This window comes from [Scytonema hofmanni] UTEX 2349 (genome assembly GCF_000582685.1).
Lineage (GTDB): Bacteria > Cyanobacteriota > Cyanobacteriia > Cyanobacteriales > Nostocaceae > Hassallia > Hassallia hofmanni.
Genome location: NZ_KK073765.1, coordinates 101,967 through 128,256 on the forward strand (window position 1 = coordinate 101,967; position 26,290 = coordinate 128,256).

Genomic DNA, 26,290 nt, shown 5'->3' on the forward strand with positions numbered 1-26,290 from the left:
TCCTCAAGCGTTAACTTTCCGAGTGCCCCTCGGTAGTTGGATGATTCCAAAATTTGTTTGATTGAAATTCTGATCGCCTAGTCCCCATGAAGATTTTACCTATTCCTGGGCAGGAACTAGAACTATGGAATAGAACCCCATATCTTCAATTGTCAAGGTACAGATTGCCGTTAGGCACTTAGGTTTTTATACAGGTTGATTACCGTTCCTGTTAAACCTAATTTTACCAGAACATGACTCAGGCGTAAACGCATGAGTGACGGCTTTCATGAGGCAGTGCGTTGGACGGGTTCCCCGGCAGACGCGCACCTGCCGTCCCCTTGCCTGAAGTACAGATGTATCCTCCTGAGTCGGACACATCCTCAAGGGTTTTCAGCCAGCCGTCCGCATAAGTTACGAGTAATGGGTGCTGAAAGAGATGAAAATTTTAAACGTGTTTTTGACTTTGCTTTTTAATTTGGTGGTGGAGCATGGGTAACTTTATCTCCACCAGTCGCAATAATCCCTGTACTGTTTGTGGTGATACTCGTGGTAAATGCCGCCACGTTCACGACAGTCCTGACATGACTTTGTGCATGACGGTTACTGACGCTCACTCCACTCCCCCTGGTTTTAAATTTCTCAAAATGTCCAAAGATGGTCTTTGGGGCATTCTAATTAGAGATGAAGGAACAAGTAATGATGGCAAACAAGAGTGGATACGCCAACTACGGTTGAAAAAGCAACAAAGGTTAAAGGAAGAAAAATATAGACTTGCTCAACTTAATAGCGAAACTGAGCGCGATCGCAATATTCACCGTCTTCTTGACTCTATTAGTTTGTCTTCTGACCATCGAGAAGACCTACGCAATCGGGGTTTGTCCGATAAGCTTATAGATGCAGGTTTCTTTAGAAGCATTGAGAGATGGCAGCAGCTAAGTTGTGAAGTTTCCCACCGAGTAGCAGGTGTTTCTCTTAGCGGTAGAAGTCTCACCAACTGGACATCTGGCTATATCTGTCCGTTGTGGAATCCCAAGGGAGAAATAATTACTTGGCAATTGAGGACGGATGGGCAAGAAAAGAATTTACAAGAGCAAAGTGATAAGGAGATACCTAAGTATCTCTGGGCAACTAGTTCTTCTAAACGCCGTCCGGGTGGTCCCACAGCACATTTATCTAATGGAGAGTTGCCACTGACTTTTTGCACTCCTGTTGTGGATAACTTTGAATTTAATGGAAATTTAGTTAATGAGATTTCCCCTGTTCTTCCTGCCCCCCCTGCAACAACCCACGACAAATGTGGACAGCCTTGTTTTGTAGATCCTCGATCCCCCACGACATTTTTGATTGAAGGCTGTCCACATTTGTCTAGGGAAGGACTCGCCCTCCTACGAGACTACATTGGTATAGCTGAAGGTATTCTCAAACCTTGGATTATTTCTCAGTTGCGTAAGCAAATTGTAATTGGTGCAGCAGGGGGTCAGTTTGCTTCTTCCCCAGAGACATTCAAGCGCTACTTAGAAGCTGCTTCTACTCAGTTGGGCAGTTGTAAAAATGTCCTTCTGTGGGCAGATGCGGGTGCGATCGCAAATAAAAATGTGATGCGTCAGTACCGCCGCACTTATGAGTTGGCTACTCGTTGGGGTTATACTTTACGGGTGGCGTGGTGGGGACAACTTGATAAATCCTGTGCTGACCCAGATGAATATACAGGTGAATACGAGATACTCACCTGGGCGCAGTTTGAATCTTTATCGCGCAATCCCAGCAGGTTCTGGGATGATGTCAAATACCAATTAAGAAAAGTTAAAAAATTATTCCGACGGGGGAGTGGGTTTAATCGTAGAGTACAACGGTTGCGCGAACGTTCTACGCCCACCGCTACAATTATCTTCACTCCGGATCAACTTCCGACCCCTGCTGAATATATTAAACTTGGCTGTCCTCGTATCATATATATGGGTGACGAACGGGTGACTATCTGGAAGGAAGCTGTCGCCAAAGGGTGGTGTCATATATTCGACAAATCCGTCCCTGGTGTGGGTAAGTCTCACACTGCCGGGAGCATGAGAGCGCATGAGTTTAATGTTCGACAATTATTTTACAACGCCGCCGACCATCGCAACCCCACCACACTGACAGTGGAAAAGCACTTTGTCGATTTACCCCCACGCCATAATGGGTTAGTAATAGACAAAAACCGAACCACCCCGATGGGTCGAGCTTTCACCGTCCACCCAACTGGAAACGAGCCTGAAGGTACGAATAAAGTCGTGGGTAACTGCCACCGCACCCCCACCTTCCGCGCTTTAAGTAATAAAAATATTAACAATATTGAAGGAACAGAAAACCCAATTTGTGCAGGCTGCCACCTGCGATTTGCTTGTCAGACTTCAACAGGTCCGGGGTTCGGCTACCGCAATAAGCGGATGGAGGTATTAAAACACAGCGAAATCCGGGCACATCCCCAGAGTTTACCGTTGGTGGATGATTATGAATACGGCGATGTGGGGATGTACTGGGACGAGGCATCTGGGTTATTTACTACGAAAAAGAAAATCGAAGTAACTATAAGCGATTTTAATCAAACCGTAGGAGAGTTGGCAATTCGCAACCCAGAATTATTTGTCAAGTTGCACCCAATATTTGAGAAGTTGCGGTGGCTGTGGGAAAAACTAAAAGTGGTAAAGGGTGAAGGGCAAGGGGAGGAATCCGTAAATATTGCATTTTCTTATGGAGTTCCCGAATCAGATCGCTATGGTTATAACGACACGGCGATACGTCAATTGCTTTTGGAAGTACCCGAAGACATTGCCGATACAATCGAGGAGTTGGATCGTTGCCTCAAACCCGATTTATCTTTCTTGGCTGATGGTACTGACGGAATTGATACCACATCCATGAATAAGAAAGAGCGTGACAAATTACGTACAGCAAACCAATTACTACGTCAAGAAAGCTATAGAGAAGCCAAACGTACCCTTGAATCTATCTCCCTCAACTGGTTGATACCCATGCTTGAGGTATGGGCGTTCTTCCAACGGGGTGCATTACATTTCGATAAAGGAATATTATCGATATACGTAGCCGACAATCGCCATCAGGAAGTAGCCCGTGCTGCTAAATTTAATATTTATTTAGATGGCACGATGGATGTTCGCTACCTTGCTCTCAAGCTAGGTGTGGGGGTTGAGAATATCCTCCAAATTGAGCAAGTTGTCCCTAGTTATGAGAACTTGACTGTCATTCAGGTTACAGGGATGGGGGTACTTGGGCGCGATCGCCGAGAAAGTATGATAGCACGGGTGATGGCATGTCGCGAGGGTATTATTAATAAATACCAGGGGTTGAGTGTCGCGATTATTGAAAGAAAAGCCTTTGCCTTGGATGGGGATGGCTACCATTTTAGAGATAGTCGGGGGGTAAACCGCTTCAAAGATGCCAACGTATTGGTATCGATGGGTATACCGTACCCGAATATTGGGGAACTGGCTGCCGAGTATCAGATATTGATGGGGGTTAGCCCCGACTTGGAGGGAAAAGACAAAGAGGAGCGAAGAAAGCTCATGGCAGCAGGGTTTGGCAAGCAAGGTACTAACGACTATGCTCTTGTGCAACAGCGGAGCGACCTTGATTACCAGGAATTTATCGATTCTTTTGTCCGTGCCGAGATATTACAAGAAGCCGGTCGCTTGCGATCGCACTTGCGCCCGGAGGAGGAATTGATTTATTATTTCGTCGGGGATTTTGATTTGGAGTTTTTCCAAGTGGAACTTCCAGGATGTAAGTTTGAAACCAAGCAGGCAATTGAAATCGATTTCAGGGCTGCCGATTATGGGGAGCAAACTAAAATAGCGATTGTTAAAGCTTGCGCTGATTTAATCGCGTGTCAGATAAAACCTACTCAAGAAAAAATTGAGGAGGAATTAAAAGAAAAGTATCCCGACCATGCGGTTAGTCAGGAGCGGATAAGTCAGATTGCCAATAAAAGTTTGGGGGGTTGGAAGGGATTGCCTCAGACGATAGCAGCAATAATTAAATCGTTAGGGGAAAAAGGAGAATTACCACCACTCCAAGAGCATGAGCCTTTTTATGCCAAAGTTTATCTGCCCTTATTGAGTCAGGAATCCCCAATCAAGGCAGTTGTGGGTTTGGTGGAGTTTGCTTTATTAATGGGAACTCGCTTTGGGGCTATTCTCCAACACGTATTAATTGATGTGCGGTCGCAATTGTTGAGATATGCTTTTTGTGTGATGAAGATAATTGGGTTTGGTATGGAATGGTTAATTGAGGAGTTATCTCCCTTGCTGGATACCTGTTAAAGTTGTTGAATTAATAGGTATGCTTAACCAGTTGATTATATACTTACTGGAAACTGTTGGTATGGCAGTATTTGAAAACAAAAGGATTAATATTAATAAAGTAATACGCCATTTATTTTTACTAAAAATATATAGTACCGTTGAGTGCAAAAAATCTCGAATGCACTTTACTGATATGACTGATGCCGAAATTGTTCCTATTTGATATGAGGTGAGGCTTAGGCAGTTACAATAAAATATCCAGCCATGTATAGCCATTGGTTGGTTGGGTATCGCGGAAGACGCGGTTATGCCTGTTGATAATTTTTTGGATCTCCCTTACGTCGATGGGATGCATCAATTGTTGAATGGTATTTAAATTACAACCCAAACTTGTCTCAAAAATAGAAATATACTTTTTTGATTTTTACTTTGTAGACAATTTTATTTAGCAAATATCAAATTTGTATTTTTAATTGGTTTATTAAATATTTAAAGGTATTTGACAGCCAAAAACTATTAATTTTGTATATAAGTTTTAAATACAAAGTTAATAGTTTTTTACATCTAAAAACTTTGATTGAATTTACATTTAATAGTTAAGTGGCAAAACAAATAGAATACTAGTTTGTTTCTATACTGAAATGGAATCGCGATACTAAGGTTAATTTCTGACAAATTATCTTGGATTATGGCTCATGACCAATATTTATATTCTGATTTTATCTAAATTGCGCTCAAGCAATATTAAGTAATAGATATCTTATGTTGACCTTTATTTAACATTTATAAGCAATTTGCATAATTTACTGCCGACATAAAAATTAGATTTATGCATTATTTTACAGACGAATAAAAAATAATTTCTCTTAATTCTAGTCTTGGAAAGAAGTATTTTTTTGCAGATTGTGTATGGATATGACTACTGTAAAATTCTAATATCCTGCCTTAGTGCTAAGATTTGCTGACTTTAATTAATTGCCAAGTTTCATAAAGAATTTATGTTTTAAATTTTCTTAAATATGGCTCGTACTAATACTAAAAAGGATAATTTTATGTCTGATAATAATCAGGAAGAAGGGAATCAACAAGTTCAAGTTGAAGATAAGCCTAAAAGACTTGTCATTGTTACTGGTGATAAAGGTGGAGTTGGTAAAAGTACCTTTGCACGGGCTTTGCTACAGCTTTATATTGACAAGAATCTTTGGTGTCTAGGATATGATGCTGATATGCGTAACAACCAACTTCGCCGTCACTACGAAAAATATACTGGTCTAATCCGTTGTATTAATGTTTTTGATAAGGGTAAGGCAGACCAATTATTGATTGATTTGGAAGAAGACTATTTTCCCCTTGTTTTAGTTGATATGCCAGCGCAATCCGGAGGTGTTTTTGAGTTATTTGTAAAAGAACTATCCTTTTTTGATATTTTAGCAAAAGAACTTGGCTACAAAGTTACGATGCTATCCGTCATCAATCGACTTCGCGATTCTGTAAATATTTTAGAGGCTTTGCATGAATACTGCGGAGATAAAGTTAACTATGTAGTTGTTAAAAATTTGTTTTTCGGAGATGAGGATAAATTTGGTCGTTATGACTCATCCCCTATTCGTCAAACATTAAAAGCTAAAGGGTTAGTAGAAGTATTAATGCCTGATTTAATGGATTATTGCTACGATTTTATTGATGATAATGATTTAACATTTGGGCAAGCTTTGTTTAAAGAATATGGTTCCTCTATTTCAGTTCGTGCAAGAGTTGGCGCATGGTTGAAAGATTTTGAGGAAAAAGTACAAGTTGCCCATGATTTGTTAGGTTTTAATTGTGAAATATTACCAGATGGAAAATCTCATTATTCAAATCTTGTTACTAAGAAAACTTCTGTAGAGCAGCAATCTTAAAGTGCAGCATAATTATGTTAAAAAAAAGATTTGTTATTACGATTGGTGATTCTCGTGTTGGCAAGTCTACAGTTTCTAGATTGTTGTTGGAGCTGTATAAAACTCATGATTTAAATATTCGTGCTTTTTACCACGGTCAGCGCCCTGATGGCTTATCTAATAAGTTATCATCATATAATAGATTGGGATTTAATGTTAGACACTTGGGACTTAATCGAGGCGACTCTGATATCTTGTTAAATGAATTAGAGATGTTTTCAGAAATAGATTTGGTACTTACTGATATGCCAGGTCAAAATCTCTTAGATTTTTTTAGATTTGATAAGGAGATATCTTTTTTAGAAAATTTAAATTCTTTAGGCTATCGTGCCACTTTTATTCATCCTATCTCCAACCGTAGAGATTGTGTCAACTATTTGCAATCTCTTTATCAATTTGTTGACAATCAAGCTGACTATTTAGTGATAAAAAACTTTTATTTTGGCGATAGCTTTAAATATTATGATGATACTAAAATTAAAGAAAATGTTAATAAACTAAATGGTATAGAGATGATATTACCCAAAATCGAAGATTATGTATATCAAGATTTAGAGGATACTAATTTACCTTATAGTATAGCGATTACTACAGAGTCAGATATGCAATTATTATATCGTTCGGTGGTATTTAATTGGATAGAAAGTTTTCATCAAATTATCATTAACCACGATATTGCTCCAGTGTATTTAGGTTTAAAAATGAACCGTACTGAACTAACTCACCAACAAAGTTATTTTTAAAGCCTATATTATTTTAAACTTATTTAATTAAAAATATGTATTATACCAAAAATATTGATAAAGAAAATAATTTTAGTCAAGATGAATTAGAGAAGGAGAAAGAATATTTAGAAGAGTTGATAGTTAAGTCAGGTATGAAGCCGTCTGACCCTTTGTTTAAGTTGTGGGCGCAGATTGGCTCTACTCAATATGCGATTATGCAGTTACCTGGCAAGCTTGATGCTGTGATAGCTGGTTGGACAATTAAGGTTGATAATAAATTAAATAATGCTGCTGAAGTGGCAATAATTCAACAGCAGGCTGCAATCGCTAAAGCAGCTGAAGAGTTAGTAAGAACTACTAAGAAGGCTTCTTCTGATAAATCTGTTTCTAAGAAAGTTGCTGCTGGTTTGAGCGTATTTGACGTTAATAATTTGAAGTTAGCCCAGATCGGTCTTGCTTTGGGCTGCGTGCTGGCATTGGGTGCGGTTATAGGCGCTTTTACTTTTAATATGGCTATAACAACACTATCTGCTACTAAATCTTCTACTGCGGTAAATCTTAAGCCTGAAGACGCTAGGCTTTTGAAGTGGGCTAAATCTAAACAAGGGCGTGATGCTCGCTCACTTTATAATAAGAATGCTGGTATCATCCAAACTTGTCGCCAGACCAAAAATCCGGGAGGCTGCATAATTGATGCTAAGACTGAGAAATAAGCAATTACGCAGCTAAAAATTCGCGGTTATTGTAATCGCGAGTAAATTCTTTTGTCTCTTTGTATATTTCCTCGGTTAGGTCTTCCGAACAGAGTATTCCTAGTCTTAAAGCTTCGCATACAGCTTTTCCTCTGGTGGGTCTATGCTTGTTGTCTTCCCCCGGTTTATCAAGCTTGCCGATTATTCGGTGAGCGTGCGAACGTACAGTACTAATTTCCAGGCAAAGTTTGTTAGCCATTTCTTCGTAGGTCAGTCCTTTGGCGAGCAATTTTAGTACTTCGTATTCTCGTTTTGTTACTGTGCTTCCGGGAGTATTTTTGGCGTTAATCTCCCACATAGCTTGTGCCATGATTGTGTGTATTTTGCTGTCAATCCAAGATTCGCCTTTGTAAGTGGTTATGACAGCTTCGATAATTTTACTTTCGGCATTGTTTTTACTGTAAAAAGAAGTTGCTCCCTTCTTAAATACCTCTTTGACTAATTTTTTATCACAACTTCCTGTTGTAATAATAGTTTTGATTTTGTTTGAGTAAACTTGGACGATCTCCTCAACTACCTGTATTCCGCTGATGTCAGGTAGACCTATATCTACAATTACTACATCAGGCTCTGTATTTTTGATTACACTTAGAGCCTCTTTGCCGTACCCTGTTTCTCCGCAGACTTCGATTTTGTTACTGCTTTCTAGAACTGCTTTCAGCCCTAGCCTGAATATATTCTGGTCTTCTACTATGACAGTTTTTATAAGTTTCATATTCTAAAGTTTTTTTATTATATCGTGATATTTACTTATAACATTCCTGTCAATTTCCGGCTGTAACTTAATTGTATTTATACATAACTATCTTTGAGCTTTATTATTTTTTCATATTTACATAAAATTTAAGAAACAGGGTAATATTAAACTTTCGATTAAGTTTAATTAATTATTTGATTTAGTATTATTCCTGTGGTTAGTGTTGCTGGTATGGTGCTTTGATAGTTACAGTAGTGTTTGTATGTAACTTGCGTGTCGGGCAAAATATTGGTAATTGGCAGAAGGCGCAATCAGGTTGTTGCTAGTGTTCTTGATAGCTTGCAGCAGTCAAATTATTCGGTAGTTACTAAGTCTGCAATACCTGATAATAAGGAAGGTATTGATTTGATACTGGACGTTACTTTAAAGCCAATTAGTGTCCGTTCTGAAGGTTTACCAGCCATAAAACTGGTGCAGTCAGCGGATGATTTATGTATTCCCGACTTTGATGATTTCTTGGTATATCCTTTTTCCTCGTCTGAGTTATTGAAGCGTGTGGATTTATGTTTGCGGAGGCAAAGCGATCGCCTTTGTAAACTCCCTCAATATTTGGAGATGGTATCCCACGATGTTTATCATCCCTTAAGGACAGTTAACTTTGTTTTAGGTTTGACTAGGGCTGGTAACTATGGTGATAGCCTGGAACAACTCCATTCTGTACTAGAGACATGCTGTTCTACAATTACCGTTACTTTGGGTGTGCTTGCTGATTTGAAGAGCCAGTTGAGTCAAGAGCCAGTGGGAAACATCGAATATATCAATATTGCTAGCCTCCTGCATTCTATCCACGCTCAGTTTTTAAACAGTGCGATCGCGCAGAATATAAATTTTTCAATTCTAGTTGAACCATTAGCTGCTGATGCGTGCTTGTATGCGAATTACAACCACCTTTGGCGGATGGTTTGTAACTTGATTGTTAATGCTTTTAGGTATAGTCCTGGTGGTGGCTCTGTTGCCATTAAACTTGATACTCAGGGAGGGGGTTTGCTTCGCTTGGCGGTTCAAGATACTGGCGTAGGTATTACAAGAGTGCAATTGGAGCAGTTGAATATTGATTTAGGTATAAGTCAGTGCATAGGAATTAGTGGTAGTGCATTTTCTGAGCCAAACTATTTATTTGAGGAATGTTGTGCTAACGGGGGAGATTCTATGAATGCCCAACAAAGTTCTACATTACAAGAAGAATTACATCCAACGCGAATTTCTGTACTTAACAGCAGACGCTGTAAGCAAGAGCGGGAGATACGCGAATTGGGCAGTTTGGCTGGTGACGGGACATTTACTCTTGATGCTACTGGCTCTCATGTAGCTTGTGCTGGCTTGGGCTTGCGTACAGTTAAGTATGTTGCAGATTGTTACCAGGCTAGCGTTAGCGTGTTTTCTCAAGTAGGTGAAGGTTCAACATTTGTCATAATCTTTAATTTAGAAGCAAATTTTCAATGTTATTCTCAGGATAAATACTTACTTGAGAATAATACTGTCTCTTAAAATGGAAAACCCTCAAAAAAAAATACGTGGTTGGATCGGATTATCGATAGTATCGTGAATTTATCCAATCGATTTGATATCGGCTGGCTATTTTTTTGTGGCTTTAGTCTTCAATCATTAATTTTTATCTATAATATTTTTACAAATCAGCTAAATAACGCTAATTATTTGCGAGTTGCTTATTGTATTGGTATGGCTGGAATTACTTTCCCTAAAAACAAGATACCGAATAGGTATATATTCATCGCTTGTGGATTTTTTGTCGGTATCTTGATAGGAATACTTTGATTAATTACCCAATCTCATTATCGTTCGATTTTGAATTAGTCGATTGTTGAGTTTGTTGGTGGCTGTAGCGGTTTTGTTCTTCATTAAATAGTAACTTAAACCGCTCAAATTCTTCTTGGCTAATGTTGTTTACTACGATAATATAGCTAGGTTCATCATTATTTTTGGAAGCTACCAGCGCTTTTCTATTTTCTGAATCTAAATTTCTGTTCAGCGAGAGTATATTTGAATCTTCTTCGAGTTTGATGCTAGCTGTGTATTTTTCATCTTGGTAAACAACTGAGCCATTTTCTTGCTCACCTTTGTTGCTTAATACCTCTAATAACTTAGGAATTATTACCTGCTGCACATCTGAAGTTTTTGCAATTGCTACATTTTTATTTTCGACGGATACTTCATTTTTACTATTTTTATCATCATCTTTTTTATCAACGCTGGATGTGAGGTTTTCTACGTCAGTAATTGTACTCTGAATTTTATCTTGGTTGTTAATTTCAAAACTTGGAAAATTGATTGGTTCTACACCTTCAATGCTGACTTGGGAGAGTGCCACTTTTTCTTCGTGCATTGTACTTGCCCTTTCAAAAAGTGCTTCTTTAGCTTTCTCTTTGTCTTCTGATGTAACTACTGCAATTTCTTGCGCTTTTTTAGCAATACTTTCATCAGTTATACCTAACCTAGTCATATCTTCTTGAAGATTGGCATAACGCATTGCTTCTGTCATATTCCTCATATTATTTACCTTTCTACAAGTTCTCTTCTAATATTTTGAAGACTATGTTCAATTCGGAAGTTCATAAATCTAAAGTCATCTACAACTTCTTGATTTAGCTTATTAACTTTGGTTTTACCTTCTCTCAAGTATAGTAATACATTGTTATCCTTGTCTTTAATTACATAAGTTTCTTCTTGGGCTTTTGTTGCTATTTGATAATTTTTATATTTTTCAGTTTTAATACTCATTATACCGTTTATATCTTCTTTACCCAAGACTTTAACAACACTTTGGGCAAGTTTTGTTATTTCATTAATTTGTTGTAATTCTTTAACATCTCGTGACATTGCTTTGAAAGCATTTTCCAAACTGTAACTGCTATCATTTATATACTGTGCAGTTACTTCTTGAATTCGGTTGAGATACTTCTCTGACCTACCCAATTTTTGGGCTGCTTCATACCAATTTTGGAGATTTTGAACTGTACTTTGTTTGATGTTATCGAGAGTTTTGTCTAATGAATTTGTTTGGCTATTAGTTTGTGTTTGTGATAGAGCTTGCTGAATGTCCGTACTTATAGTTCGTGGATTTTTAGGAAAAGTGGTTGGCGAGAACCTTGTTTGTGGTTCCGGTAATGGTTCTTGACTGGGCGTAGGCTGTATGATAGATGCTGTTTGATTCTCCGTTGCCCGTGAATTAGAATTTTCTAGCGCTTTGGTGTATCCTTGGGTGAGTGCGCGGATGTAGGGTGATTGTAATCCTTTTCCTTCCCAGAAATTTTTCTCTTTGTTTGACACCAGATAGCTGCACTGTTTCAGCCATTCGGCTCCTCCTCTTTCAGTTACAGCTTCCATGAGTTTTGGGTGTTGCTCAAACCTTGCTTGGAGGATTTCAGCCATTAACTGTACCCTTGGCTCTTTGAGGGGTACTGTTTCCTTGTATGCGTAAAAAGCTTGTTCGACTGACAGAAAGGGCTGTCCTGCTGGCTTGGATTTGGTGTAAGTTTCAGGACCGTATATTCCAGCGGGCATTTCCTGGTTATCACGGAAAGAGACTGGGTAATCATTGACAATAGCTCCAATCTCTTTGGATTTTACGGTTGTACTGGTAAGTACAGCACCTAGTGGATCTGGACTGCGGGAATTGAGGTTGATGCCAGGGGCAAATTGAGGCACTTGTGTGAGTAAATTTTCTGTGCTGCTGGTTTTGCCCGTATCAGTCTGTTCTAATTTAGTATTAATTAGGGAAGTCTGGTTTTTGGTGCTTTTAGAAGTTTTCTGTTGTGTGACAGCATCGCTTGGTATCTCACTTGTTGTGGTTGTGTTTTCTGGGGAAGTGCTAGCTTCGTTTGTGTCTTTAATATTCTCAGTGAAACATAGTTTTGCGTATCCTTCTCTACGAGAGGCTGCGCCAACATTACTTAGTTTTATTTGGTAGCCCCGTTCTGTCAGATAATTTTGGACTAACTGGTCAGTGCCTTTGGCATTACCTACTACAAACGAGCTTTTAGCCTCGATTGCAGCATTAAGTAGAGGAACGTATTCTTTTTCAAATGTGTGTTTTATCTGCTCGTTTGTTACTCCACGCCAGGGACCAGAACCTGAAACCATAATTACGTCACTGGCAGAATAATTGCCCGTATTTGCGCGATCGCCCCAAGCTTGTTCATAATTGCGTGTACTAGAAGGTGTTTCCGGAGGTGCGGCTGACTTACCAATAAACTGTGTCGCTATTTCAGCCATAGCAATGTCTTTCTTCATGTGTTCGGCTACGGCTGGATTTATGGGTTGTAGGTTGGCAAGCGGGTTGTTTTTAGCTGGTGTTTCAGAAATAGGTGCTATATCGGTTTCATTATTCTTTTCTACTACATTGGTATATGCCTCAGTCAGGGCGCGAATAAATGCTGATTCTTTGCCCTTACCTTCCCACTGCTGGTCTTGGGCGTTGGTAACGTTGGTGAGGCAGTGCGTTGCGGGGGTTCCCCCCGTTGTAGCAACTGCCGTGCAGTTTTCGAGCCACTCTACCCCCCCGCGCTTGGTTATTTCATTTGTCAGTCGGGGGTGTTGTTTGAATTTGGCTTGAAGTACACTCACCATTATTTGATAATCGTCAGCGGAGGGATTTAATTGTTTTTGGTGATGAAAGGCGTGTTCGGCAGACTTGTATGCTGTACCTTCTACCTTAGCCGTATGGTTTTCGCTACCATACTGTCCTTCTGCTGCCTCTGGGTTGTTATTGACTGAAACTTGATAATCGTTTTGCAGTTTGCCTTCTTCTTTGGCAAGTGCAGTGGCTAGGCTGAGTGCTGCTCCTAATCCGTCTTTGGAGTCAGGACTGATATTAACAGATGTGGGAGTTTGCTTTTGGACGGGTGGAAACGGAACAATCTTGCCGTTGGCGTAATCCCCAAGGGGTTCCATGAACAAGCCGTATAGTTTACTTTTACTTGCCTGGGTTTGGGTAAGTTCTTTATGTGAATGTTTTTCCCATTTCGCCCAAGCTTGCTGGTAGGCTGGATTTTGAATCAGTTGGGGGGTAATTTCGTATTGTTTACCTACCTGAAAAGCGACTTTTTCGCCTTTACCACCAACTGCGATCGCAATATCTCCCTCTTTTATGCCATAAGTTTTTTGGTAGTCTACACCCCTGGTTGTGTGTACCCTACCGTGTCCGCGCATGGCATCGATGGTAGTATCTACGGGCACTGTTTTTGCTTCCCCGTATGTGTGCAGTCCGTAATTCATTGGTACATTGCCAGCAATATGAAGATTTTCTGGTATCTGTGGATTTAAACTACTCGCTATAGTTTTATTGCCGATGGCAATGATTTCTTCTACTGTTGGTTGATTTGGAGCGGGTGCAGGTCTATTTTGACTTGCTTCTTTAAGGCTGGTATAGCTGCGTTCTATTTTAATTTCTCCCCCTGGTGTCCATTCATTAGCCTTAATGGTAAGGTCAGTGCTACTTTGGACTACTGCGCGCTTAGGTTGGTTTGATTTGAGGAAATCTTCAAACTTTTGGCGAACGCTATTATCTCGATCCAGGTCATTTTTAATTGACCAGATGTTGATAGACCATCTGCCAGCTTCAGTATTGAGCGCGGCGTGTTCGTTTTTGCAGTTAAAGCGGGTTACTGTACCCGACTCAAGTTTAAACTCTTGGTACGGTGCGTCTTTATTTTCTTTTCTTGTCCATGCCATTTGTTCTTTGGCAGCGCGATATCCCCAATCAGAATTACCGATATTTATGCTGCGGGCTTCCGTCGCAGCATACGAATCGTCGCGGTGGTAGTTGATGCCAGCGCCAGAGTTCTCGGAGTAAGTTACCAGCACTATATCTGCATCGGGGTATACTTGTTTAACAAGTTCCATTAACTTATCGTCCTGTACTCCTGGCTTAAAATCTTTGTCTTTTAAATCCCACTTGGCACCGACCCATGCTACTTGTCTCAGTAGTGCGTAGTTGGATTTATCGTTTTCAAGTACAGGTTTGAGGTGGGTTTCAAGGTGCGATCGCAGTTGCTCTACTTTTTGGGAGCTGACTTTGCCCATAAGTTCAATAGCTTTGGTTTGGTCAGCTTCGCGTGAACTGGGTAGGGATATTGCAGTGGTTGTATTGTCTGTAGTTACTTGAGTTTTAATAATTGGTGATATTTGCTTAGAAAGTATGCTTAACTCTGTGTTGGCTGTATTTTTCTCTTGAATTGGCTTTGCTGGTGTCATTGGTACAGATATTTCTTCTCTACCAAGTTCTTTGGGACGGTTGGGGAGTGATTGAAGTGCCTGTTTATATTGGCTCGGCTGTAGTGTAGAGTTAATTTTTAGTAGACTACCTTGTTCTTTTACTCTTTGATTAAGCTTATTACTCAATTGTTCATATTGGTCAAATCCATCTACTTCACCAATATTGATAGCTTCTCCCAAGAGATTATTTAAATCTTTTTGTAATTCTCCAATGATTGTATTCTTTTCGATTATAAATATAGCTATGTTACTATTTTTATCAATAATGTAATTATTGTTTGTGCCTTGAAATTCCAACCAGTCATTGACAGCAATGGCATCTTGGGCTGGTACTACCAATCCAATACTTTCTTTAATTGCTTGTGAGTTATCTTCTAGAGTATATTGTTGGTTGGGGTTGTTGAAATATACAGTTTGTTCTGGAATAATTGGAGCAGGTAGTGGTGGAGCATCATTACTTTTGATACCACTAAATCTTTCTAGAAACTGTTCTTTCTTTTCAGAGCTAATTGTATTTTCATCGAGCATGAATACCGTCATACCCTTTTTAGCTTCCAGTCGGCTTTGCAACTTAGGAACTTGGTCGTATGTTATTCCTACTTGATCCAAATACTTTTTAGTAATTTCAGCTTTTTTACTATCGACGGTCAGCCCAACTAATCCTACTAATTTATCCTCTTGACTTTGGAATATTATAGTAGGGCGTTCGGTAATTTTATCGAATAGTTGATTATTTTTTTGTTCTACCAGGCTGACTTCTTTTTGTTGGTCTACTAGTTGATGACGCTTAACCCAGGTTTCAGGGTATTGTACTGATTCAGGGTCAATACTTAGTTTGCAGGTAGTTTCATTGCTGGTAATAATAACAGGTATAGTTGTTTGTACTTTATTATCGTTAATTATACCTGCATTTACTAATTGTTGTACTGTACTTTTATTTTGACCATACCTACTTCTATTTCCAAATGCTTTTTCCGTATATTGACCGATAATACCAAGAGATAAATTACCAATTTTGGCTGTATATACATCCTGTTTATCGTAAGCTTTAATTGTTACTGATATCTCTTGTCCTTTAAATTCTCTATTTTTCAACTTGTCGTTAATATCTATTCTGACAAGATTCCCATTGGATGTTTTACCAATTGCAAAGGCATTTTCACCTATAGCTATGCTCGTGATTTCTAATTGTAACTTTTGACCACTTTGACCCGGTTTTTCTGCTAGCCAGCCCTGTTCTATTCCCACTTTTACCGATTCTTTGGAAAGAGTACCTAATTTTTCTTCCTTATTACCGCTTTTAAAGGTGATAACATAATCTTCCCGTTCCAGCTTATCTTTGATGATGGTTAAATTTGCTTGCTCTCCAGAAAAAGTTTGGTCTTTACATTGAAATTTTTGTAATTCTTTAACTTGAAAATTTAATTCGGGTAGTCCAGGTATTTTTGTCGTAATTGTGGCTGTATATACTTTCCCTCTTTCAATATTACCAGTTGCGGTTGTACCGATGGGGAGCTTACCATCAGTAGCATTGATGTTAGCAAAGGTTTCATACTCTCCTGTTTCAGGACTTTTTACTTCGATTACATCTCTAATTACAGTATTACCTTTGCTATCTTTATGTTCGCTGATGTTAAATCTAACTTCTTGAGGAGATACTTGATTTTCTAACTTGATTATTTGACTTGTACGATCGTGTCCTGTAAGGGTAAAATCAGTAAATTGAAGTGTCTCTACCTGCTTGAGAATTTCTTGAGGGAAGCTAGCATAAACAAAATTTGATACTTTCTTTTGTCTTTCAACTTCTTGTTCAACCTGATTTTGATTTTTGGAGTTAGAACCTTCACGGGTGGTTGATACTGCCCAAGTAGCAGCAGCCATCGCTAGCTTTTGGTCTTCAGGAATTGAATTATAGAAATTTTCGGCAATTTGGTAAGCATGAAGGTACATCAGCTTAATTTGCCCTTCACTTAATTCAGGCTGGAAGAATATTTTGGTTGATGTAATTTCTTGATTGGGAACAATTCCTAACTCTTTAAGAGAGTTCTCTTGCTCTTTAGATACAGTTCCTAATGTTCTAAATTTGGGTTTGCCGTTTTCAGTCTCATCATTAATTTGGGCTACAACTCTATACTTATGAGGCTTATCCTTTGAGCGTTTTTCGGGTGCTATTTCTGAGACTTTTAGAGTAATCTTTTGTGCGTTCCAAACAAGTGGGTGGTCAGATTTAAGAAGGTTTGTAATATCGAGTTTTTTTCCACCCCCTATATCTACACTTGCCGATGGTCCTTTTTCTACCTTTTTTCGCTGCGTATAACGGGTGGCATTGTTAAACTCTTTATCAAATTCTTTCTTGGTAAGGGTAGCCTGCAAGCGTTGGTCGTGGGTAAATTGTACTTCTTTGAACAGGTTTGAAAATTGGGCTAGTTCGCGTGACTCCAAGCGAGCTTTTTCAAAGTATTGGTTAGTTTTGCTAATAAGAATCTCAACAGGTGAGTATCCCGTTGGTTGAATTGTATTCTCAACATAAACATCTTTTTTCTTGTCCTTAATATAGTTGACTTCCCGATGAAGAATCCGACTGTTGTTGCGGATAATTTCCATATCGGGTTTTTTAGCGCTTTTGAAGAGGTCAACCGCAATTTGGTTTTGAAATGCTGCTTCGGCAATCATTTCCCGATACATTCGGGTGTTAATATTCATCGCAAAGAGCGCATTTGCCTGATTTAGGGGTTCCTGTCCTGCGGCTTGTACAAATTCTTCCATGTAGCTGCGATACTTCTCTGGAACCTCTTTACCTTCAATACCCTTGGATTTTGCCCATGCCTCTGTTTTTAGTAAATCTTCGTAGTGTTTGGCTACTTGAAGAACATATCCTACTTGGTCTTTTTCGCTACCAAAGATTTTGAGAATCGTCACTTCTGACTCTAATGCCTCAATTGAGGTAAGATGGTTATTGATGGTACCAACGCTAATACCATCGCTCATGTGAATGGCGATTTCCTCAAACTCAGGTTGACTGCTATCTTCCCGGTAGAAAGACTGTTTTTTGAGTTTAACAGTTGGGTCGTAAGCATTTTCGGGTAAGTTCCGCCAAATAGCCTCAGATGTTAAGTTGGGATACTTGCTAGCGTGGTCAAATCCAATACAGTCGCCGTCGTAGTCGCGTGCCTGACGCTCTTGTTCGGACTCTTGGGGGAGAATTTCTAGCTTATACCCACCAGATTGAAGTTCTGAAATATACTGATTAAATTTTTTAGTAAACTCAATTTTGTCTTTAGTTTCCAGCTTGCCGATATTTTGGTCTAAGTAATTTTCAATACCTTCTAATGGTCGGTTTTTCCCTTGGGCTTCGGGTAAGATAGATTTAATTTGCTCGTTTAGGCGATTGTAAATGCGATCGCTTGTTTCGTCCGAGACAGCGATAACACCTGCCAGGGGTTTGCCATCGGGTCCGAGTACGTCATCAACTACTTTGTTAGTTGAGACGCATAAACCATTTGAGTTGAGGAAGGGGGAGCGGAAGTTGAGAACCTCTTCCCCGTCTTGGTAATGGGGAATGCAGATTTCGCCATTTTGCAAGTCTTTAGAGGGAATGACCATTGCCCGCTCAAAGCTGAGGGTTTTCCCAACTGAGATATCTTGCCACTCTCCTTGGACAAATCGGGCGAGTTCTCTTTGAATTTTCTCAGTTTCTAGGAGTTGTCCCGACCCTTCGAGATCAGTTTTAATGAGTTTGTAAATACTTGTATCGGTAGCAACTCGTTCTCGTAGGGTTTCTAACTCTTCTGTTACTTCTGGATCGACGGCTGCTTCTTCCTCCAGTTCGGCAGCTTGCTGTTCGAGAAAGGCTTTGCGTTTTTCGTATTTCTCACAATATAGTTGGGCTATTTTGCGAGGGTCATCTAATGCTTCTTTGAGTTTTGCTGCTTCAAGTTCAACTTGTTCTCCAAAATCCTTCAGCCCACTGGGAAAGGATGCAATCATTTGCGAGATAGCAGTTTTCCCTAACTCAGATTGTGATTTTTCCCCTAACCACATATTTTGACGGTACAGACCAGGTTTAATTTGTGGTTTGGTTGGTCCACTGGGGTTGTCCTTATCTGTTCCTTTAAAAGCAGACAGGGGTATGACTAAATCAATCTTTGGTTGATTTGGTTCTTGATAATTCAGGATTTGGTCGAGGTTAGCTGGGCGTAAAGTACCTTTCCCAAACCTGAACTTATCATCATTCCCATCTTTATCTGTCCAGCCGAAGCGATGCTGGATAACTCGATATTGGTCGCCTTCTTGGTGTCTGGTTAATTGGTGGTATAATTGTGTGGATATTTGTCCGTAGCAGTCGCCAACGAGGCGGTAAGCTTGATTGTTGTTGATGATGCCGCCATTTTCTCCTGTGGTATCATCTACGATGAGGATATTTAATTCTGCGCTGATAGCATTTTTGCACGAACCGAGGAATATTGACCCGTAGGCACCCCTATCTTTGTTGTCAGGGCACAACTTGCTTATGGTTTCTAGAGATTCTTCTGGTCCATATAGCAGTCGGCTTTTTGAAGATAGTAATAGCTTGTGTCCTTCGGGGTGATTTTTTAGTTGGGTATCGGTAGCTTTCTCGTCCATATGTCCAAACGAGAAATTCACTCCTGGGAGAAAGTGTTCTAGCAGGCTGTTTTTCAGTTCCTCTTTAAGCAAGGAATCTGGATTGTCAGGATTGTTATCTGTATGAATCCACTGATTTAAGCGAGTGTCAAAATGCTTTGCCTCAATGACCATTTGTCTGCTGGAGCTAGCTTTCCCACTCGATTTTATTTTTTATAAGCTGAATTTACATCCAACTAGGATTTGATAACTATCATAAATGTTTTATTTAGCATGATATAGTTTTGTTTTTCTATTATTTAAAAGTTATGTGTACTCAATTGAATATAGAAAAAATATTTCATTTATATAACTAGCTTTGATGTTGGATTATGGCGATATATTCAAATGGTTAATTCCAGATGAATGGTATAATTATACTGAACTAGTAAAGCTGAATATCAACCAGGATATTGTAGTGAAGGGTAGTTAGGAAAATTCTACATCTTTCTTTTTGTTAGATACTAGCTGTTTTTGAGCGATTTTTTCCCAATATTGTTTGTCTTCATCCGTGGGGTTAGTAGTTAATACTGTATTTTTCCCTAAATCGTATAATGCCACTTCTCTATTATCTTTTATTGATAAAATGCTTAATTTTTTATCTTTTATAGTAATTCTGTAATCTCTTCCCTCCACCTGTTCCCCTGCTTCAGGCATTAGCTTAATTCTCCCTGTTTGGTTTGCCTTTTGCCAGATTTTACCGACAGCAGGTAAAATACCTTCCGCCCAGGATTTGTCTTCTTCGGTGGGTTCTGGCTGTATTTCATCAGGGCTTATAGTGGAAGCTGCTTTAATAGTCTTTTCTATAGGTAAGGGTAACTTTTCTTCATTTTCATAGGATGAGGTTGCAAGGCTATTTTCTGGCTGAGAGTTATTGCTTTTACTTGATAGTGACGTATGAGTGGTTTTTTTATTTTCGCTGTCGTCCAGCAGTTTTAACTCTGCTACTAGTATTGGCATTTGTTCGAGTTGTTTATCTTCTCCCGTTTCGTTTTGAGAGCTAGTGTCTTTATTATCTGAGTCAGTACTTGTAGAGGTGGGTGATTGAATAGCATTTGTATCAGCTACCATTTGTTGCTGTTTGGCTTTATCCTTTCTGGTTGCGACTAAGTTTGCTATTACTGGAGTTGGAGTATTACCTAATTGGTGCTGTTCATCTGTTGCGAACTGACAAGTCAGCGCTTGCGCTATCGCACTATTTATAGATGTTATAATTTCATCGCTACTGTTATCTCCATCATTACCATTAAGTGGTTTAAAAGTTTCCTCCTGTTGTGCCTTTTTCCCTTTTTTCTTCTTTTTGGGTATGGCAGCGACGTAAAGCAGCGATTGGGAACGAATGGCTGATAACTTGGTGTAATCGCGTTCTCGCTTGTAAGATAGTCCAAACTCTGACTTTAGTTTTGGTAAGCTGTAATTCTTACTTACCTGATAGCCAGCGATGAGTACGTTCTCTTGGACATAGGTAAATCCCAACAGTTCCTTGCCTTGGAACTTAGGTAGCACCCGAATATTATTTTCCTCCAAGCGCTGGACGTACTCAGATGCGGTGGGTTGTCCTTGAATTGCTTGTGCTATTGCTCCCCTAATAATCTCTTTGGCTCCAGGGGTAGAATGTTTGCTGTTAACCTCCCTTATGCTCTTGGAGCGGTTGGGACTAGTGAGGACGGTGATACCATATTCTGATTGTAACTTTCGTGCGATCGCATCATTACTGGTAGGTGTAATTTCTAATCCCAACTCAGCACTCAGCCGACGGGTGATTTCTTGCGCCTTGAAATAATCGTAGGAATCGCTAACAGTGGTGCCATCCAACTTAATACGACTGGTAATTATATGCAGGTGTTCGTGGTTTCTGTCTTGGTGTCGGACTGCAACAAATTGACTGGCGACGCTATTTTCTCCTTTGTTTGGCAAATACCCCATTTCTTTTAGGTACTCCTCTGCCACATAGCTGTACTGGCTATTATCTAGATGCTCGTGATAGTTTTCCCTATGGGCAATTGAGATAATCAGGTGGGCGCATTGCCTTGACGTTTTTTTGTTGGCATATTTGGTATCAAGAAACTGTTGGTTAAAGTCAGCTACAGTCTTTCCTGCCATGTTGGTACTTACAAGCACAGCATCTTCTTTTTTTAACACGTAGTTTAACGTGTCCAGAAAGTCAGCCTTTTTGTAAATGACAGATATCATTTGTGAATTGAAAATTAAAAGTTATTGAATATGGTTTTTGATTAAAACAAACTTAACTGAACCAAAGCTTGTTTATCGGCTTGTTCCTTTTGTACTCGCTTGATTGTATCTTTGCCAAGTTTTACCTATTTCCGCAAGAAGGCTCTCACTGAGCCAAGGGTGTAACCTGTGGGAGAGTGGGAATTGAGAGAGTTGAGCATTTGCGTAGCGTCCCCGTTGACGCAGCCTCTCTAATAGGAGAAGGGGAATCACTTGCTGAAGATTGGGGAACCGACACCACGGACAGTTAATACTGGAGTTTAGACTACCGCATGAAAAAATGACTCAGGGACAGAATAGGTTCGTCTTCTTATGGGCTATAACTTTTATAGTTTGATTGGTAATAACGTGATATGGATTCTCCCTTGGTTCCAAACTGTCATTTTGAATCGTTCTTGCACGAGTTGATGGAAGTGCCGTGTCAGTCTATTCTTAGCAGTATTGACTTTGGTAGGTTTATTTCAAATCAAACCGTTATATTTCGCAACCAGTACGGTCGTGGTTACTTTGCTGCTTCAATTGGGGATTATCATCAAGCAACTGGTAAATTTGAGTGTGATACGAACCCTAAATTTTTTTATTTTACTCGTGAGACTGGCGCGAAGGGGATGATGGAATCTTCCTTGTGGGAAGAAATTTGGAAGGTGGTTGGAGATTGTGTAGAGTCTGGGACTTACTACCAGCAACCGATTGTTTTTCTGTTGTGGGGTGAACGTAATAGGGGTGCAGTCAAGCCTTACCACATTGCTATCCGCGCTCACATTTTAAATTTGAGCGGTCGGATTTGACCGTCGCTGATTGTAGAATTGACTCCTACTAATCGTGCTACGGTAAAAGAGTTACGGTGAAATCGCTGTTCTTGTAGTTAGCCTGCGCTGCGCTCTGTTTACCGAGTGAGAACATCCACCCAAAGATTTAACACAATAAGCTAATCAACTCATCTTTGAGAACAAACTCCGTCGTCGTCTTTATCACTTTCTAGTTTTATTTTGAATGCAGCGGCGATGGCTTTGTCTACGAGTGCGATCGCATTTTCTACAGCATTTATAATCTGTTGGTCGTTTGTCTTTTTAGATAAGTGTCTAAGCTGCATGAGTTGGCTTTTAGCAGCCCCACCATATTCTCGTACTTTGATTAAATCTGCGGGTGGTTTTTCTCTGATAACCCGTTTCAACCCACAATTTCTCAGATACTCAGAGGCAGTTTGATTAGTGGCAGCAGCTTTATCCTCAATGATAACTTTCTCGTCATCGAAGAGATATACTTTTAGGGATTTCTTTCTGGTAGTGTTTGAATTGCTTGTCATATAAAGTTATATATATTTTGAATCTCTGTTTGCAATTTATAATTATTTTGATTTTGGTTATGTATAATTGGCTTAATCAAAGTTGTTACGAATAAATATACTCTTTTAACGAATCTTCCTTATTCTTAATAATTAGTTTTATTGCAATTATTTTTAATCTGAATTAAGAAATTGATTTAACTACTTGAAACAGTCTGTCTATTTATGTTTGACCCTAATTAACATAGGTTGTCCAAGCACGAGAATATGGCACAACAGGGGTATTTCCCCAGTACGCCAGTGTCACCACACGACTGTTATAACTGACATAGTATGTTTATGACAATGCGTGAGATACTGCAATGCCTATAATGCTTGTGTAGTAAGATATTGCTCTGATTGCAAAAGCAGGCGATCGCGGGTTATTTATCTAATTAAATATGTCTAAATACAAGTGTAAATATTATTTAAAATACTGAAAATATTTTACAATTAGAAAAGAAAAATAAGACAAAGTGTTTTATAAAGTGTTACATAACGAGACGGGGAGGATTGGGAATTTGTGATAATTGAGGTGTTACTGACCCTAGTAAACATACCTTGTCTACATACGGGAATATAACTTTTTAGGGCGATCCTGTGGTAGCGAGGGGATACTACTGCAATGCTGGGATATAGCTAGTGTAGGTGTAACCATACCATGAGTCTAACAATACGTATGTACTAGGGAAACTTCTACTATGCTGAGGTATTGTCAGGGAAGCAGGAGCATAGTCGGAGATGACATTTTCTCAGTATGAGTTTATGGTATAAGCAAGTACAGACTAGCACTTATATTCTACGATTTGTCTATCATCTATTAGTACAATTTTCGGGCTGTGATACTTCAACTGTGAATTAGTGGTTAGTAGGGTTAAAGGGAGGGAGATGAGTACAGAATTTGAGGTGATACCGCAAATAAAGAGGAGTGGGAATACAGTTACGGGGAAGATGTTCAAGTATTTGGCATCTAACCCGATGGAGATGGGGTTAGTGGAGACGGTAATATATACCCTCAAGGCATTTTGGTTGCCCCTGTCGATGCAGTCGGTAGGAATTAGGGGTGAGGAATTGAGGAAAGTTGCCTTATGGGCGATTGGGGTATTGGAGAGTCAGATAAATACGATTAAGAGGATATGCGGGTTAGAGAATATATCGCAGTTGGTGCTAATTACCCCAATGGTTGGTCAAGAAACAGCAGCAGTGGTATCCCCTACTGTGGCGTACCAACAACCAAATAGTAATGCTTCTTCTGTTGCTGTACTTGCCCAACAAGAAGAATTATGCCAACACAAGGCATCTGGGGTAGAGGATAATTATGATGACTTTTTTGATGATGATTCGGATGTGATACCTGCGGGGGCGATTGAGGGGGATGCAGGATTTAGAGTGTAAAAAAAGAAAAATTTCTCGTTTTGGCGAGAAATTTTTCTTTGTTTCGTTTAATTCACAAATACTTCGTAAGTATGGAGGGTTTTACCGATAACGGTGAGGATATTGAGTATATAGTTGGCATCGTTACCACAGAAAGTGACTTGACCAACTGTGGTTGTAGATGTGGAAAATTCTGATTTGTTAGTGCGAATAAGACGATAATACTCTCGAAGTTTGGGAAGGTCATCCTTGCTAAAAGGGATATAATCGGGATCAATTTCTTTACCACAGAATCGGGCAATATTGTAGGCGATGCTACTGGGGATGGACTCAACAATTGCTATGGCATCTCTAGTTTGAGGATTGTCGATTTTGTAGAAAGTTTTAGACATGGGTTTTTCTCCTGCCAATCGTTTCAGCAGAATTCCGCGTCAAGCGGCTGTAAAAAAAAGACGGCGAGGTCAGAAAAAATAAAAATTCCTCGGTTCATGAGGGATTGAGGTTTTGAATTGGTTGATTAAAGTATTTTGAATTCAGAATCTTAATAAAAACTAGGGTTTTTGAAATTTTTATGAACTAACCCCCTCTCATTTACGTGTGGGTTAGATTGGTTGTTACAAAATCATTCGTTAATAAAAAATTTCATATATGGCTAAAACTAACGATAAAGCTCAACCTAAGAAAATTGTTTTAACTTTAGACATGGGTGGAAGCAAGACTAAGGCGATTGTACAGGAATATCCGGAAGGGAAGCCGCAAGTTTTGTTGATGGATTCTGAAGTTGCTGATGTGGCGAAGGCTTCGGTTGAGAATATACAACCAGAAGGGCTGCCTGAATCTCGTGCTTGGGTAGGTGTACGCGGTGAATACTATGTACTGGGCGCACTTGCTCGGCATCAGTTTCGGGGAATATCGCAATTGAAGGAACTTAAGTACGAGCTGGCAGTACCCAAGGTATGCGGGGCAATTTGGTTGGCGAAAGAGAAATTGGGACTGGGGAATAATGTTTCTGTTTATTTGAATATTTTGCTGCCACCAGGGGAGACTCAAGACAAGGCTCAATTGGAAAGTCGCTTAAAGGAGGTTTTTACAGGATTTGAAACTCCGGCGGGTAAGATGCGGGTGAAGATGGCTTACTACAATGTGGCATCTGAAGGAAGCGGTATATTCTTTTATCGCAGACGCACTTTGGGGGGTACTATACCTACTTCAATGTTTGTGATGGTGGGTTATCGTAACGCTAGCGTGTTTCTCGTTCGAGATGGTTTTCCCAATCGCGGGATTACTAGCGATTTGGGGATGTCTTGGCTTGTCAGCAATTTTGTTTCTAAAGTATCAGGACTTAGCCCCGATAATACTGATATTGTTGGCGCGATCGTTGAAGCCGGTGTAAATTGTGATGCTCAGGTGTTGCAAAACCTTTCTCGCAAGCGTAATAGTAGCGAGATAAAGGCTGATGGAGAGTCTATGTCTAAGGCTTTATTGCTTGCCAGGGATGAGTATTGGCGGGCAGCAGCACGGTGGTTGCGCTCTGTGATGGAAGATGATGTACGGGAATTGGTATTTTGTGGTGGTACAGCCGATTATATTCGTTCCGAGGTTGATACTTACTTCCAGAAAGAGGATATTCTAGTATCTTGGCACGCCAATATTCCGATTCCAGATATAGCTAGTAGTCTGGGCAACCGTATGGCAGATGTAGTTGCGTTACACGAGCATATGGTGTTGGAATTTGATAGAGCAACTGGTCATGAGCGATCGCAACCTTTGTTTGGTACTTCTACAGGTAAACCAACTGGCACTACTGATATTAAGGTGAATGCTAGTACTCCTGTCAAGAGGGTTCCTAATTATACGCCTCGTGAAGTACCTAAAGAATTTTTAACTATGAGTGATAAGGCTTAGAGCGTGTTTTCGCTCCCCCCTCTGCCCTAAAAAATAGGCGATCGCTTGGCATAATAGCGATCGCCTCCATTCTTTTGTAGGGCAAGAGGGAAACGAAAGGATAAATCCTTTCTATCGTTTTCATCC

The 26,290-nt window shown here is 39.7% G+C and carries 14 protein-coding genes; 8 read left to right on the forward strand and 6 right to left on the reverse strand.

All coding sequences use genetic code 11. From position 1 onward, the window contains the following. The first annotated feature begins 470 nt into the window (after positions 1 to 470). From TOL9009_RS0103265 to TOL9009_RS0103280, 4 genes are all read left to right on the forward strand, one after another. Positions 471 to 4,301 carry a hypothetical protein gene (locus TOL9009_RS0103265; RefSeq protein WP_260675824.1) on the forward strand — a complete coding sequence of 1,277 codons (3,831 nt, stop codon included), beginning with the start codon at positions 471 to 473 and terminating at the stop codon, positions 4,299 to 4,301. Between the two features lie 1,034 nt (positions 4,302 to 5,335). Beyond that, complete coding sequence (locus TOL9009_RS0103270; protein ID WP_051502783.1) at positions 5,336 to 6,181, forward strand: nucleotide-binding protein; 846 nt, start codon at positions 5,336 to 5,338, stop codon at positions 6,179 to 6,181. A gap of 14 nt (positions 6,182 to 6,195) precedes the next feature. Next, positions 6,196 to 6,963: a hypothetical protein gene (locus TOL9009_RS0103275; protein WP_029631140.1), complete on the forward strand. Its 768-nt coding sequence runs from the start codon at positions 6,196 to 6,198 to the stop codon at positions 6,961 to 6,963. A 35-nt stretch (positions 6,964 to 6,998) separates the two neighbouring features. After that, a complete protein-coding gene (locus TOL9009_RS0103280) occupies positions 6,999 to 7,658 on the forward strand; it encodes a DUF6753 family protein (protein WP_029631141.1) in 660 nt (219 codons plus the stop codon). 4 nt (positions 7,659 to 7,662) lie between these two features. Here TOL9009_RS0103280 and TOL9009_RS0103285 read toward each other — a convergent pair whose 3' ends face one another. After that, positions 7,663 to 8,412, reverse strand: coding sequence for a response regulator transcription factor (locus TOL9009_RS0103285; RefSeq protein WP_029631143.1), 750 nt, complete (start codon positions 8,410 to 8,412; stop codon positions 7,663 to 7,665). Positions 8,413 to 8,667: 255 nt separating this feature from the next. Between TOL9009_RS0103285 and TOL9009_RS0103290 the strand changes: the two genes are divergently transcribed. Then, positions 8,668 to 9,942 carry a hybrid sensor histidine kinase/response regulator gene (locus tag TOL9009_RS0103290; RefSeq protein ID WP_038295913.1) on the forward strand — a complete coding sequence of 425 codons (1,275 nt, stop codon included), beginning with the start codon at positions 8,668 to 8,670 and terminating at the stop codon, positions 9,940 to 9,942. 292 nt (positions 9,943 to 10,234) lie between these two features. On the opposite strand, the gene TOL9009_RS0103295 is transcribed toward TOL9009_RS0103290, so the two are convergent. The 3 genes from TOL9009_RS0103295 to TOL9009_RS41985 all read right to left on the reverse strand — a co-directional run bounded on the left by TOL9009_RS0103295 (position 10,235) and on the right by TOL9009_RS41985 (position 21,522). Next, entirely contained in the window at positions 10,235 to 10,954 is a 720-nt protein-coding gene (locus tag TOL9009_RS0103295; RefSeq protein ID WP_242055166.1) for a hypothetical protein, read from the reverse strand. Positions 10,955 to 10,968: 14 nt separating this feature from the next. Then, positions 10,969 to 19,464, reverse strand: a complete 8,496-nt coding sequence (locus TOL9009_RS0103300; RefSeq protein WP_029631147.1) for a hypothetical protein — start codon at positions 19,462 to 19,464, stop codon at positions 10,969 to 10,971. A gap of 294 nt (positions 19,465 to 19,758) precedes the next feature. Continuing rightward, the gene (locus TOL9009_RS41985; protein ID WP_072022082.1) at positions 19,759 to 21,522 is read right to left on the reverse strand and encodes a relaxase/mobilization nuclease domain-containing protein; all 1,764 of its coding nucleotides are present in this window, start codon (positions 21,520 to 21,522) and stop codon (positions 19,759 to 19,761) included. Positions 21,523 to 21,914: 392 nt separating this feature from the next. Here TOL9009_RS41985 and TOL9009_RS0103315 point away from each other — a divergent pair, with 392 nt between their 5' ends. Then, positions 21,915 to 22,349 carry a hypothetical protein gene (locus TOL9009_RS0103315; protein WP_029631148.1) on the forward strand — a complete coding sequence of 145 codons (435 nt, stop codon included), beginning with the start codon at positions 21,915 to 21,917 and terminating at the stop codon, positions 22,347 to 22,349. A gap of 149 nt (positions 22,350 to 22,498) precedes the next feature. On the opposite strand, the gene TOL9009_RS0103320 is transcribed toward TOL9009_RS0103315, so the two are convergent. After that, positions 22,499 to 22,867: a plasmid mobilization protein gene (locus TOL9009_RS0103320; protein ID WP_029631149.1), complete on the reverse strand. Its 369-nt coding sequence runs from the start codon at positions 22,865 to 22,867 to the stop codon at positions 22,499 to 22,501. 906 nt (positions 22,868 to 23,773) lie between these two features. Here TOL9009_RS0103320 and TOL9009_RS0103325 point away from each other — a divergent pair. After that, entirely contained in the window at positions 23,774 to 24,280 is a 507-nt protein-coding gene (locus TOL9009_RS0103325) for a hypothetical protein (RefSeq protein WP_029631150.1), read from the forward strand. A gap of 47 nt (positions 24,281 to 24,327) precedes the next feature. On the opposite strand, the gene TOL9009_RS0103330 is transcribed toward TOL9009_RS0103325, so the two are convergent. Beyond that, positions 24,328 to 24,651 (reverse strand): hypothetical protein, encoded by a 324-nt coding sequence (locus TOL9009_RS0103330; protein ID WP_029631151.1) that lies wholly within the window; start codon positions 24,649 to 24,651, stop codon positions 24,328 to 24,330. Positions 24,652 to 24,907: 256 nt separating this feature from the next. Between TOL9009_RS0103330 and TOL9009_RS0103335 the strand changes: the two genes are divergently transcribed. Further along, positions 24,908 to 26,164 (forward strand): ParM/StbA family protein, encoded by a 1,257-nt coding sequence (locus TOL9009_RS0103335; protein WP_029631152.1) that lies wholly within the window; start codon positions 24,908 to 24,910, stop codon positions 26,162 to 26,164. Positions 26,165 to 26,290 lie beyond the last annotated feature (126 nt).